Below are 13,059 nucleotides of genomic sequence, written 5' to 3' on the forward strand. Positions count from 1 at the left end.
GCTTTTAGGGATTTCTCGAGTTATCCACTGCGCTTATTACTACTACTGTTTTATAGATCTAAAACCTTAATAATCACAGACGGGAATCGTCCATGAAATTCAGCATCAAGCGAGAAACCTTCCTGCATCCCCTGAGCCAGGTGATCGGTGTGGTCGAGCGCCGGCAAACGCTGCCTGTGCTGGCCAACTTCCTGATCCAGGCGAAGTCGGAAGGTCAACTGGCTGTGACCGGAACGGATATGGAGGTCGAACTGATTGCGAACGGTGAAGCCGAAGTCGCCCAGGAAGGCGAGGTCACGGTTCCCGCGCGGAAGTTGCTGGATATTGTCCGCATGCTGCCGGATGGGGTGGCCATCAATGTTTCGCTCGACGGTGACAAGTTGATGCTGTCGTCCGGGCGCAGCCGCTTCACGCTGGCCACCTTGCCGGCGACGGAGTTCCCGGCGACCGACCAGGTGGAAAGCCTGGAATCGGTCGAGTTGGAGGAGAAGGCACTCAAACGGCTGTTGGACAAAACTTCGTTCGCGATGGCTAACCAGGACGTTCGGTATTACCTCAATGGTTTGCTGTTTGAATTCAAGGACGGTCAGTTGCGAACGGTCGCCACGGACGGGCATCGGCTGGCGGTCTGCGACCTCGATGGCAAAGTCGAAGTGAGTCAGGATCGGCAGATGATCGTGCCCCGCAAGGGGGTACTGGAATTGGCCCGGATGCTGACCGATACCAGCGACCCGGTCAGTCTCGGGCTGGGCAAGAATCATGTCCGCCTGGTCAAAGCGGGGCTGGTGTTGACATCCAAGCTGATCGACGGTCGTTTTCCGGACTATCAGGCGGTGGTTCCGGTGGGTACCGAGCGCAATATGACGGTTGATCGTGGAGATCTGATTCACGCCCTGCAGCGAGCGTCGATTCTGTCCAACGAAAAATACAAGGGTGTGCGTCTGGAAGCGGGTGGGGATGTGATCAAAATCATCGCCCACAATCCCCAGCACGAAGAAGCGGAAGAGGTACTGGAAGCGGAACTGGATTTCGAGCAGATGGCGGTGGGCTTCAATGTGACCTATCTGCTGGACGCGTTGAATGCCCTGGAGTCGGAACGGGTCGCGCTGGACATGCGTGATGCCAACAGTTCCTGTCTGATCACAGCGCTGGGTGAAAGCCTGGATCGGCATGTGGTCATGCCGCTGAAATTGTAGGCGCCAGCGGTCGGGTTTCATTCTAGTTGCATATCACTCACCTGCGGATCACCAATTTCCGCAATATCGCGGATGCGGATATTGAACCGCATCCGCGTGTCAATGTATTTCACGGTGCGAACGGAGCGGGAAAGACCAGCGTCCTGGAAGCCGTTTTTATGGTTTCACGGGGAAAGTCTTTTCGAACGGTTCGGTCCGAGGAACTGATCGGCCCTGAATCGGGGGTTTTTCGAATTTTTTTGGGGCTTGACCGGGACGGGGAATCACACCGACTGGGGCTGGAGCGGGACGGACGGCAGTGGAAAGCCCGCCGCGACGGTCAGGATGTGACGGTTCTGAGCGAGTTGTCGCGTGGCTTTCCGGTGGTACTCATGGAGCCGAACAGCCACGAACTGGTTTCCGGCTCTCCCGACGCGCGGCGCCGGTTTCTGGATTGGGGTGTGTTCCACGTGGAACCCGAGTACCTGGAATGGTGGCGCCGGTATGCGCGGGCGCTCAAACAACGCAATGCGGCACTGCGGGGGAACGATGAACGCCTGCTGGACGGCCTGGACGAATTGGTGGCTGCCGCGGGATCGGCCCTGAGTGAAATGCGCGCGCGGTATGTGGGTCGCCTCGATGCGCTGGTGGGTGATTCTCTGCAAGACGATCGGGCGGCTCTGACGGACATTGCCTTGAGCTATGAGGCCGGATGGCGTGAGGATTCCCTGCTGGAGGCGCTGCGCAGGACACGCCAGCGGGACCGGGAGCAGGGCAGCACCAGCCAGGGTCCGCATCGTGCCGAGGTGGCCATCCTGCGTGACGGTCAACGGGTGCGGACGGTATTGTCCCGCGGCGAACAGAAGGCCCTGGCGGCGGCCCTGTTGCTCAGCCAGGCTCGCTTGCTGGCGGAAGAGGGACAGGCACCGGTCATTCTGCTGGATGACCTGGCCTCGGAGTTCGATGGTCCGCATCTGGAGAACGTGCTGGAAACCGCGGTGCGCTACGCGCCCCAGGTCTGGGTCACCGGGGTCGAACCGCTGGCCGTGGCACATCCGCATACGGTGTTCCACGTGGAACACGGTGCCCTCCGGAAAATGGTATAATTCCGGCTGGTTCGAAACCTCGCTTCCACACCCGTACGACCGGCATTGGCCTGACTCGGCGAAGTCCCGGCCCGCCTGCCTGAAAACAGCCACGGAGCGCCCTCCAGGGGCCAGAAGACATATGACCCGATCCGACTACGATTCCAGGAATATCAAGGTTTTAAAAGGCCTTGACGCCGTCCGTAAACGGCCCGGCATGTACATCGGCGATACCGATGACGGCACCGGTTTGCATCACATGGTGTTTGAGGTGGTCGACAATTCCATCGACGAAGCTCTGGCCGGACATTGCGATCACATCTGGGTCACCATTCATGCTGACGATGCGATCAGCGTGGAAGATAACGGACGCGGCATTCCGGTCGACATCCACGAGGAAGAGGGTCGCTCGGCTGCCGAAGTCATCATGACGGTGCTTCACGCCGGCGGTAAGTTCGACGACAACTCCTACAAAGTCTCTGGTGGTCTGCACGGCGTGGGTGTGTCAGTGGTCAACGCCCTGTCCGAAGAACTTCAGTTACGCATCCGGCGTGAAGGCAGTGTGTGGCGTCAGACTTATCATCTGGGTGTTCCCGAGGCACCGCTGACGGAAACCGGCACCAGCGACATGACCGGGACCAAGATCTGGTTTCGTCCCAGCACCTCGATTTTCAGCAATACCGTATTTCACTACGAAATACTGGCCAAACGCCTGCGTGAGCTCAGTTTCCTGAATTCCGGCGTGCGCATCGAGTTGACCGACGAGCGCAGCGGAAAATCCGATATTTTCGAATACAAGGGCGGAATACGTTCGTTCGTCGAGCATCTGGCCCGCAACAAAAACCCGCTGCACCCCACGGTGATGCATTTCCAGGCCGAAAACAACGGCATCACCGTGGAAGTTTCCATGCAATGGACCGATGCCTACCAGGAAACGGTGTTCTGCTTCACCAACAACATTCCGCAGAAGGACGGTGGCGCCCACCTCGCGGGGTTCCGGGCCGGATTGACCCGAACCATCAATCACTACATCGAAGACAGTGGCGCAGCCAAGAAAGACAAGGTGTCGACGTCGGGTGACGACACGCGGGAAGGCCTGATTGCGGTGCTGTCGGTGAAGGTCCCCGATCCGAAATTCTCCTCGCAGACCAAGGACAAACTGGTGTCTTCCGAGGTGAAACCGGTGGTGGAATCGGTCGTTTCCACCAGCCTCAAGGATTTTCTGCTCGAGAATCCGGCCGAAGCCAAGACCATTACAGCCAAGGTCGTTGAAGCGGCACGCGCGCGCGAAGCGGCGCGCAAAGCCCGTGAGATGACGCGCCGGAAAGGCGTACTGGACGTGGCGGGGCTGCCTGGAAAGCTGGCGGACTGCCAGGAGAAGGATCCCGCGCAATCGGAGATCTTCCTGGTCGAGGGTGATTCCGCCGGAGGTTCCGCCAAGCAGGGCCGGAATCGCAAGTACCAGGCCATCCTGCCGCTGAAAGGCAAGATTCTCAATGTCGAAAAAGCCCGTTTCGACAAGATGCTGTCCTCAGCCGAGGTCGGAACCCTGATCACGGCGCTGGGTTGTGGTATCGGCCGGGACGAGTTCGACCCGGACAAGCTTCGCTACCACCGCATCATCATCATGACGGACGCCGATGTGGATGGCTCGCACATCCGCACCCTGTTGCTGACGTTCTTCTATCGCCAAATGCCTGAATTGATCGAGCGTGGCCACATCTATATCGGCCAGCCGCCGTTGTACAAGATCAAACAGGGCAAGCAGGAGCATTATCTCAAGGACGATGGTGAGCTCAACGATTACCTGTTGGCCCGGGCTCTGGATGGTGCCGCGCTGTACTTCGAGCCGGAAACACCCCCCTTGCAGGGTGAAGCGCTGGAACAACTGCTGCGCGATTTCATGGCCGTTAATCAGGCCAATACCCGTCTGGCGCAACGTTACGATCCCAATTTCCTGGAACAAATCATTGATTCTGAAAGGTTTTCTCCGGAATGGGCCGCGGACAAGCTGACCGATTGGGCGCAGGGACTGACCGACCGGTTGAACTCACAGAGTCCGGCCAGCGTGCGCTATGAAATCCGGGTTATTGGCGGCGAGGAAGGTTGTGACCTGCAGATCGACAAGCACACCCACGGTGTCACGAAGTCACAGCGGGTACCGCGGGAGTTTTTCCTGGGACCGGAATACCGGCTGATCGGACGCCTGGCTGACGTGCTCTACGGCCTGATCCAGGATGGCGCCCGCATCGTCCGTGGCAACGCCGAGCACGACATTGCGCGATTCCGCCAGGCTTACGAGTGGCTGATGGCGGAAAGCCGCAAGGGCCGCACCATCCAGCGCTTCAAGGGCCTGGGTGAAATGAATCCGGATCAGCTTTGGGAAACCACGGTGAACCCCGAAACGCGCCGTCTGTTGCAGGTCACCATTGAAGACGCTGTCGCGGCTGATCAGATTTTCACCACCCTGATGGGTGATGAAGTGGAGCCGCGGCGCAATTTCATCGAAGAGAATGCGCTCGACGTCGCCAATCTCGACGTCTGAGCCGGCACCCGGCACTCACCCGGGCTCATGAATCCCGGGTCGGGTTGTCCGGTTCTTCACCAAATCCCGCCAGCGCTTCCAGCAGCCGGAGATCGCGGCTCAGTTGAATGCCGTTGATACCCATTTCGATGGCGGTCTGCATGTATTTCCGCTTGGAACTCAATAACGTACAGTTGCCTGGACTGGCACCGTAGCGTTCCAGCATGTCGTTCAGGGCATCTTGCCGGTTGCGCTTCTGGGTCAGCAGGGACCGGCGCACGTAGTACACCCCGTCGAGCTTACCGCCCACATCCAGGAGCCGTTTTCGGATACTGTCCGGCCCCAGCAGTGCATCGTCCGGGCTGCCGTGTTCCCCGCTCCACTTTTCCGGTTGCGGGGCCGTCGCCAGCAGGTGGAACCCCTGGCGGGTCAGCCCGGCCAGACGGCGAAACAGCGGTTCGGCCTCACCGCGTTCCACATCCCGAAGGATGTCGTCGCGGCTGATCAGCAAGAGGCGAACGGCGGGCATGGATCAACCCAGGACCGAGAGGTCGGCAATGCGATCGAACTGTCCTTTGAGGCGGGCCAGTAACGCCAGCCGGTTGCGCCGCAGAGCAGGGTCTTCGTCCATGACCATGACGGCATCGAAGAAGTGATCCACAACGGGTCGCAGAAGCGCCAACTGGCCCAGTGCGGCCCCGTAATCGCGGCCTTCGAGGAGGGGGTCAACGGCTTGCTCGGCCAGCACGATTTGCTCGTAGAGTTCCTTTTCCTCCGCTAACATGAGGATATCTTCGTCTATCTTGCCATTATCTTCTGAATCGGACTTTTTCAGGATGTTGCTGATCCGCTTGTTGGCGGCTGCCAGGCTTTGCGCTGCGTCCTCGTCCATGAACCGGGCCAGTGCCTCGAGGCGGGCCTCGAGATCGCCGAGGGTGGTCCAGTTCGAGGCCAGTACCGCCTGGATGCGCTCGGCCGGGTGTCCGGCATCGCGGAAATGCTGCCGGGCCCGTTCAATGATGAAGTCGCGCACGTCGGCCAGAAGCCCGGGCGCAACCTCGACGCCCTGTGCGCTGATGCCGTTCGCGGCCAGCGCCAGCAGGCGATCGAGCGCCAGTGGCATGCGGGCCTCGAGAAGAATCCGAACCAGTCCCAGGGCGCTGCGCCGCAGGGCGAAGGGGTCCTTGTTGCCGGTCGGTCGCAGGCCGGCGGCGAAAATGGCGACCAGGGTGTCAGCCCGATCGGCCAGGGCGACAACCCGACCGGTCGCCGACGAAGGGATGCGATCGCCGGCGAAACGCGGGAGGTAGTGATCGGCGATGGCATCGGCGACGGCCTGCGGCTCGCCGGCCAGTAGCGCGTAGTGGCGTCCCATGATGCCCTGGAGCTCCGGAAACTCGCCGACCATCTGCGACATGAGGTCGCACTTGGCGAGCCTGGCGCCGCGTTCGGCGGCTGCCGCATCCACGTCTAATTTTCCCGCTAAAATCTTGGAAATTTCACTAATACGCCTCGATTTGTCGCCAATAGTGCCTATTTTCTTCTGAAATACGACTTTGTCGAGCGCCGGCGCCAGGGCGTCGAGTGGGTGTTTGGAGTCCTGCTCCAGGAAGAAGCGCGCATCGGCCAGCCGGGGCCGAATCACCCGCTCGAATCCCGCCCGGACTTCTGCCGGCTCGGTCGATTCCAGGTTGGCGATGGCCACGAAACGGTGGGTGACGGCGTCGGGATTTTCCGCGTCGGCCACCGGAAAGAACTTCTGATGGTCCTGCATGCTGGCGACCAGGGCGGCGTGCGGCACGGCCAGAAAGTCGGCGTCGAAGGTACAGGCGATGGCGACCGGCCACTCGACCAGGTTGCAGACCTCGTCCAGCAGCGCCGGTTCGATGCGCGTGGCAGGGTCGGCGGCGAGCAGTTGATCGCGGATGCGTTCACGGCGTTCGTCCGGGTCGGCCAGCACTCGGGCGTCGCGCAGGGTGTCGAGATACGCGCCAGCCTCGGGAACCGGGTGCGGACCGGGTGCATGAATGCGGTGGCCACGGGTGCGGGCACCGGCTACCTGGCCGAGCAGTTGGCCGGGAACGACGCTCGAGCCGTGCAGGACCACCAGCCAGTGAACGGGCCGCACGAAGCTGAAATCGTGGTCGCCCCAGCGCATCGGCCGCGGGACGGGCAGGCGGCGCAGCGCTTGCTCCAGAACCGGATAAAGCACTTCGGCCAGCGGCTTGCCGGCCTGGTGCGTGCGCGCCACCAGCCAGGCACCCTTGTCGGTCTCGAGCCGTTCGAGATCGCTTACCGCCACACCGGCCGAGCGGGCGAAACCTTCGGCGGCCGCGGTGGGCCTGCCGTCGTCGTCGAAGGCCGCGGTGACTGCCGGACCGCGTTTTTCGAGGTCCTGGTCGGGCTGTGCGGCAGATACCGAGCCCAGCAGCACGGCAAGGCGCCGAGGCGAGGCGTACGCGTGACTGGACGGACGATCGAAGGTGATGCGTTCATTCGCCAACCCCTCGCAGACCCCGCTGAACAGAGCGTCCTTCAGCGCGTCGAGCGCGCCGGGCGGAAGTTCTTCGCAACCGATTTCGATCAGCAGGTCCGCGCTCGCGGTGGCGCTTGTGGATTCAGGCACCGGCGGCCTCCTTCAGCGCCGGAAAGCCCAGGGACTCACGGCTGGCGTAGTAGGCTTCGGCGACCTGACGGGCGAGATCACGCACCCGCAGGATGTAGCGCTGACGCTCGGTTACCGAAATGGCGCGCCGGGCGTCGAGCAGATTGAAGGTGTGCGAAGCCTTGAGCACCTGCTCGTAGGCCGGCAGGGGCAGGTTGAGCTCCACCAGCTTGCGGGCCTCGCTCTCACAGGTGTCGAACCAGCCGAACAGGGACGGAACATCGGCGTGCTCGAAGTTGTAGTGGGACTGTTCCACCTCGTTCTGCAGGAACACCTCGCCGTAGGTGACCACCCGGCCGCCCGCATCGGTCCAGACCAGGTCGTAGACGCTGTCAACGCCCTGGAGATACATCGCGAGGCGTTCGGTGCCGTAGGTGATCTCCCCCAGAACCGGGCGGCATTCGAGCCCGCCGGCCTGCTGAAAGTAGGTGAACTGGGTCACTTCCATGCCATTCAGCCAGACTTCCCAGCCGAGGCCCCAGGCCCCGAGCGTGGGCGACTCCCAATTGTCCTCGACGAAGCGGATGTCGTGGATCGAGGGGTCGATGCCCACGGCCGACAGGGAACCCAGATAGAGCTCCTGGATGTTGTCCGGTGACGGTTTGAGCGCCACCTGGTACTGGTAGTAGTGCTGCAGGCGGTTGGGGTTCTCGCCGTAGCGGCCGTCGGTGGGCCGGCGGCAGGGCTGCACGTAGGCCGCGCTCCACGGTTCGGGACCGATCGAACGCAGAAACGTCGCGGGGTGAAAGGTACCCGCTCCGACCTCGGTGTCGAGCGGCTGCACCAGCACGCAACCCTGGCTGGACCAGTAGGCGTCCAGCTGCTTGATGAACTCCTGAAACGTCATGGGGATCCACAGCTTCGTGAAGCCGCCTAGTATAGACAATGGCCTGCGCCGACAGAAGGTGCGAACACGATCGGGTACCATGGCGCCCATGCGCGCCGCAGCACTCCGAATTTCAGCTTTCATTCCGTCCACCCGCCGGTTTCCGCGGACCGGCCGGGTCGAACCGAACCGGCGGTGCCGGGCATGAGCGATCGCGATCGCCTGTTCGACGGCCCGGGGGCTCCAGCCGGCGACTTCGTCTTCGATGACCGGGTCGTGCGGGTGTTTCCCGACATGATCGAACGCTCCGTGCCCGGCTACGGTTTGATGCTTCAGTTGACGGCCCTGCTGGCTCACCGGCACGCGGCCGCGGGCAGCCGGGTTTACGACCTGGGCTGTTCACTGGGCGGCGCGACCCGTGCGATGCGGGCGGCGGTGGGGGATCGCGACGTTCATTTTGTGGCGGCCGACAGCTCCGCCGACATGGTGGCGCGCTGCCGCAGCCTGCTGGACGAAGATGGCGGCAGCAGCCCGGTCGACGTGGTGCAGGGCGACATCTGCGATCTGCCCGTCGAGGATGCCTCCATGAGTGTGCTGAACTACACCCTGCAGTTCCTGGAGCCGGGTCTCAGGGCCGGCTTGCTCGCCCGCATCGCCTCCGGCACCCGTGCCGGGGGAATCCTGTTGCTGACTGAAAAAATCCGTTTCGACGATTCCGGGGAACACCGGCAGCAGGTGGAATGGCACCATGATTTCAAACGCGCCCGCGGCTATTCCGAGCTGGAAATCGCGCGCAAGCGGGATGCGTTGGAGCGGGTGTTGCGGCCGGATACCGGCTCCCGGCACATCGAACGCCTGCTGGAGAACGGCTGGTCCCGGGCGTACCGGTGTTTCCAGGCCTTCAATTTCGCCGCTTACGTTGCTTTCCGCTGAAACCAGACCGGTGGCCGCATTCGCCGACGCCCTGGCCCATCTGCGGCGGGAAGGTGATGGTGACGCCTGGGTGAACGAGTTAGCCGATCGGGCGCAGGCAGCATGGGCCGGATGCCGCCACGGCGATCGCGCCCGCTGGGTGCAGGCGTTGGCAGCGCTGCCGGAGACCGAACCGGCGGCCGCGCCGGATCGACCGGCGCCGCGACTGGGCACGCCCGTGGCCGATCCACAGGCGCTGCGCGGCACTCTGATGGAGCTGCATCCGTGGCGGAAGGGTCCGCTGGAACTCGGTGGTGTGCCGGTCGACTGCGAGTGGCGCTCGGACTGGAAATGGGACCGGGTCCGTGCCCACGTCGATCTGACGGACAGCCGGGTGCTGGATATCGGCTGCGGCAACGGCTACTTCGGTTGGCGCATGCTGGGCGCCGGGGCGAGGCAGGTGGTTGGCATCGATCCGACCTGGGTATACGTCATGCAGTGGCTGGCCTGCCGGCATTTCGCGGGTGTGCTCCCGAATTATGTTCTGCCACTGAAAGTGGAGGACCTTCCGTCCGGACAGGCGGGCTTCGATGCGGTGTTCTCCATGGGCGTGTTGTACCACCGGCGAGATCCGGCGGAGCATCTGCGGCGGCTGCGGGCCTTGTTGCGGCCGGGTGGCAGGCTCGTACTGGAAACCCTGGTATTGCCCGGTGATCAGCCGGATGGACTGCTGGTTCCTGAAGGCCGGTATGCGCGGATGCGCAACGTGTGGGCGGTCCCGGGGGTCGGGCGGCTGGCCCGGTGGGTCGCGGAGGCGGGCTTCGCCGACGTGGACGTGGCGGATGTGACCGCTACCACGCCCGCTGAGCAGCGCTCGACGGAATGGATGCGCTTCCAGTCCCTTTCCGATGCGCTGGAGAAGCCGCCTCAAACAGGCCGGCCCGGGGTCGGGCCGGTGCGGACCGTGGAGGGGCATCCGGGTCCGATTCGGGCGCTGGTAACGGCCTGGCGTTAAGGACCCGGCCCCGCAGGGCCGGGTGAGTGGGTTGAAAAGGTTCCGGTCAGTCCTCGCATTCCAGCCAGGGCGGTCCCGGTCGGCCGCGGCGTTCGGCCCGTTTCTCGGCCCGTTTCTCGGCGCGTTCCGCGCGGCGTTCCAGGTGTTCCTCCATCTGGGCGATCTGCTCGGCGTTGAGCACCGAACGGATTTCCTCCGCGGTCTGGGCGCGCAGTGCGCAGATGTCCGGCTTGAACGATTCTTCCATGTTGGCGCGGAGCTCTTCTCGTTCGATCTCGGCGTGCTGCAGGATCACGAGCAGCTCGGCGGACTGAGCATCGTCGAGATCCAGGGCCTCGCTCATGCGGGCGACCTGTTGTTCGGCACTGGGCGGAAAGCCGCGGTGACCGTCGCCATGCGGCCGCGCGGAGGCCGTTCCAGCGGCCACCAGGGCCAGGGTGAACAGGCACAGGGTCAGTGAAAGTCGGGTCAATCGTGTCATCATCCATCTCCTTGCTGGTAAGCATCAAACCGTGCGGTGGTGGACATTGCCGCCACCGGTTGCAACTGCCTCTCGCCGGTATCCGCGGATGCGGTGTTTGGCGGGAAGTCGGGAGCTATTCTGGGTTCGTGATGCGGAGGGAATGTGTAGAAAATCGGAAGATTGGGCCAATCACGGCAAAGCTCCTTGATCGCGGCGCCTGCGGACGTGCACGATAGCGCCGACAATCATGAAAACCCTGCGCGCCAAAATCCTGCTGGCCTTGTTCGTCAGCACCGTACTCGCCCTCATCGCCAGCAGCGTGCTGTCGCGCGTGGCGCTGCAGCGTGGATTCCTGCATTTTCTCGAGCAACAGGAATCCCGGCAATTGGAGTTGCTGGCGCCGGAGCTGGCTCGCCTGTACCGGCAACAGGGCGACTGGGGCTCACTGCGGCGGGATCCGCGACGCTGGATGCGCCTGCTGGCGCGACAGCGCCCGGAGGGCGTCATGCCGCCGGAACGCGGGGAACCCGAAACCGGAGACCGGCCCTTTCCGCCGCCGGCGCGCGCAGCGTCTCCTGACACCGTGCGTCACCTGTGGCGGCGCCTGTTCGTGCTCGATGCCCAGAGTCAATGGGTGGCGGGTGCGCGGTATGGCGATCTGGAGGAGGCCCGCACGGCCCCGATCACCGTTGATGGCCAAACCGTCGGTTGGGTCGGTTTTCGGCCCACCGGACGGGTCATGACCCCTGAGGGCCGGCAGTTCCTGGATTTTCAACGCCGCGCCCTGCTGGCGTCCCTGGCCGTCGCGCTGTTGCTGGCCACCGGACTGGGTTTCTGGCTGGCGCGCAACCTCGCACGGCCGGTCGGACGGGTGGGTGAGTCGGTCAGTGCTCTGACCGACGGAGATTTCGCCGCTCGCACCGGGGTGCGGCGCAAGGATGAAATCGGGGCTCTGGCACGTGATGTCGACCGGCTGGCGGAAACCCTGGAACGCAATCGCACGGCTCGCCGGCGGTGGACTGCGGACGTCGCCCACGAATTGCGCACGCCGGTGGCCATTCTGCGTGGCGAGCTCGATGCCATGCGGGACGGTGTGCGCACCCCCGATCCGGCCGGTCTGGAGTCATTGCACGAGGAAGTCGCGCACCTGGGCCGGCTGGTGGAGGATTTGCAGACGCTGGCGCTGGCCGATGCCGGCGCCCTGGAATTCCGCTTTCAATCCACCGATGTCGCGGGGCTGTTGCGGCAGGTTCTGGACAGCTTCGAGGAGCGGTTGCGGGCGGCTGGTTTGACCCTGGAATCCTGTGTTCCCGACCGGTTGGAGGCGCGCTGTGACCGGCAGCGCCTGCGGCAGGTGCTGCAAAACCTCCTGGAGAATGCCTGCCGTTACACCGGCGTCGGCGGGATCGTCCGCGTGCGGTTGATCCAGCAGGAGGATGGATATTCGCTGGAAGTGGAGGACTCGCCGCCGGGACTCAGCCCATCCCAACGCGAACAGCTTTTCAATCGGTTTTACCGGGCCGAGCCCAGCCGTGGTCGGTCGGGTGGTGGAAGCGGCCTCGGGCTGGCGATCTGCCGCGAGATCGTGGCCGCCCACGGTGGGTCGATCGAGACCGATGACAGCGAATTGGGCGGATTGCTGATCCGCGTTCAGTTACCCCTGGAGGCCTGAGGCATGACTTCAGCCGATACGAACCCGATGATTCTGGTGGTCGAAGACGAGCCGAAGATCGCCCGTTTGCTCGTGGACTACCTGCAGTCGCTGGGCGGCTACCGCAGCCATGTGATCGACCGCGGTGACGAGGTGCTGGCGTGGCAGGAGGCCCATCGGGCCGACCTGATTCTGCTCGACCTGATGCTGCCCGGAATGGACGGCATCGAGGTCTGCAAGGCGCTGCGTGCCGACAGCGACGTGCCCATCATCATGGTGACGGCGCGGGTCGAGGAAATCGACCGTCTGCTGGGCCTGGAACTCGGTGCGGATGATTACATTTGCAAGCCGTTTTCACCCCGCGAAGTGGTGGCGCGGGTGCGAGCGGTGCTGCGGCGCCACCGAATGCCGGCGGCCGCCATGCCGGAAGGCCTGGAAATCGACGTGGACCGCTTCGAAGCGCGGCTGAACGGGGTCCGCCTGCAGCTCACCCCGGTTGAATTCGCACTGTTGCGTACCCTGTCCGATCAGCCGGGCCGGGTTTTCTCGCGCGATCAACTGATGGATGCCATGTACAGCGATTACCGGGTGGTATCGGATCGCGCGGTGGACACCCACGTCAAGAATCTGCGCCGAAAACTGGCCGAAGCAGCACCCGGGGGGGAAGTGATCGAATCGGTTTACGGAGTCGGCTACCGGATGCATTTGCCGGAAGCTTGAATCGCACGGCCGATCGGGCTTGC

11 protein-coding genes are annotated in these 13,059 nt (G+C 63.4%); 7 read left to right on the plus strand and 4 right to left on the minus strand.

Going from position 1 to position 13,059, the window contains the following annotated elements:
• The first annotated feature begins 92 nt into the window (after positions 1–92).
• The 3 genes from dnaN to gyrB all read left to right on the plus strand — a co-directional run bounded on the left by dnaN (position 93) and on the right by gyrB (position 4,805).
• Positions 93–1,196, plus strand: coding sequence for a DNA polymerase III subunit beta (gene dnaN / locus V3330_RS13875; protein WP_354696035.1), 1,104 nt, complete (start codon positions 93–95; stop codon positions 1,194–1,196).
• Between the two features lie 26 nt (positions 1,197–1,222).
• Positions 1,223–2,281, plus strand: a complete 1,059-nt coding sequence (gene recF / locus V3330_RS13880; protein WP_354696036.1) for a DNA replication/repair protein RecF — start codon at positions 1,223–1,225, stop codon at positions 2,279–2,281.
• A 121-nt stretch (positions 2,282–2,402) separates the two neighbouring features.
• Positions 2,403–4,805: a DNA topoisomerase (ATP-hydrolyzing) subunit B gene (gene gyrB / locus V3330_RS13885; protein ID WP_354696037.1), complete on the plus strand. Its 2,403-nt coding sequence runs from the start codon at positions 2,403–2,405 to the stop codon at positions 4,803–4,805.
• Between the two features lie 25 nt (positions 4,806–4,830).
• On the opposite strand, the gene V3330_RS13890 is transcribed toward gyrB, so the two are convergent.
• The 3 genes from V3330_RS13890 to glyQ are packed head-to-tail and all read right to left on the minus strand — an operon-like array spanning position 4,831 to position 8,296.
• Positions 4,831–5,313 carry a hypothetical protein gene (locus V3330_RS13890; RefSeq protein ID WP_354696038.1) on the minus strand — a complete coding sequence of 161 codons (483 nt, stop codon included), beginning with the start codon at positions 5,311–5,313 and terminating at the stop codon, positions 4,831–4,833.
• A 3-nt stretch (positions 5,314–5,316) separates the two neighbouring features.
• The gene (glyS, locus tag V3330_RS13895; protein WP_354696039.1) at positions 5,317–7,410 is read right to left on the minus strand and encodes a glycine--tRNA ligase subunit beta; all 2,094 of its coding nucleotides are present in this window, start codon (positions 7,408–7,410) and stop codon (positions 5,317–5,319) included.
• The gene (glyQ, locus tag V3330_RS13900; protein ID WP_354696040.1) at positions 7,403–8,296 is read right to left on the minus strand and encodes a glycine--tRNA ligase subunit alpha; all 894 of its coding nucleotides are present in this window, start codon (positions 8,294–8,296) and stop codon (positions 7,403–7,405) included. The genes glyS and glyQ overlap by 8 nt, the downstream gene beginning before the upstream one ends.
• Positions 8,297–8,479: 183 nt before the next feature.
• On the opposite strand from glyQ, the gene cmoA reads away from it, so the two are divergent.
• Both cmoA and cmoB read left to right on the plus strand, forming a co-directional pair.
• Positions 8,480–9,208, plus strand: coding sequence for a carboxy-S-adenosyl-L-methionine synthase CmoA (gene cmoA / locus V3330_RS13905; RefSeq protein WP_354696041.1), 729 nt, complete (start codon positions 8,480–8,482; stop codon positions 9,206–9,208).
• Between the two features lie 10 nt (positions 9,209–9,218).
• Positions 9,219–10,202, plus strand: a complete 984-nt coding sequence (cmoB, locus tag V3330_RS13910) for a tRNA 5-methoxyuridine(34)/uridine 5-oxyacetic acid(34) synthase CmoB (RefSeq protein WP_354696042.1) — start codon at positions 9,219–9,221, stop codon at positions 10,200–10,202.
• A 46-nt stretch (positions 10,203–10,248) separates the two neighbouring features.
• On the opposite strand, the gene V3330_RS13915 is transcribed toward cmoB, so the two are convergent.
• Entirely contained in the window at positions 10,249–10,683 is a 435-nt protein-coding gene (locus tag V3330_RS13915; protein WP_354696043.1) for a hypothetical protein, read from the minus strand.
• 229 nt (positions 10,684–10,912) lie between these two features.
• Here V3330_RS13915 and V3330_RS13920 point away from each other — a divergent pair, with 229 nt between their 5' ends.
• Positions 10,913–12,337: an ATP-binding protein gene (locus tag V3330_RS13920; RefSeq protein WP_354696044.1), complete on the plus strand. Its 1,425-nt coding sequence runs from the start codon at positions 10,913–10,915 to the stop codon at positions 12,335–12,337.
• 3 nt (positions 12,338–12,340) lie between these two features.
• Positions 12,341–13,036 (plus strand): response regulator, encoded by a 696-nt coding sequence (locus V3330_RS13925; RefSeq protein WP_354696045.1) that lies wholly within the window; start codon positions 12,341–12,343, stop codon positions 13,034–13,036.
• The last annotated feature ends 23 nt before the right edge of the window (positions 13,037–13,059 follow it).

It is taken from the genome of Elongatibacter sediminis (genome assembly GCF_037892215.1).
GTDB lineage: Bacteria > Pseudomonadota > Gammaproteobacteria > Xanthomonadales > SZUA-36 > Elongatibacter > Elongatibacter sediminis.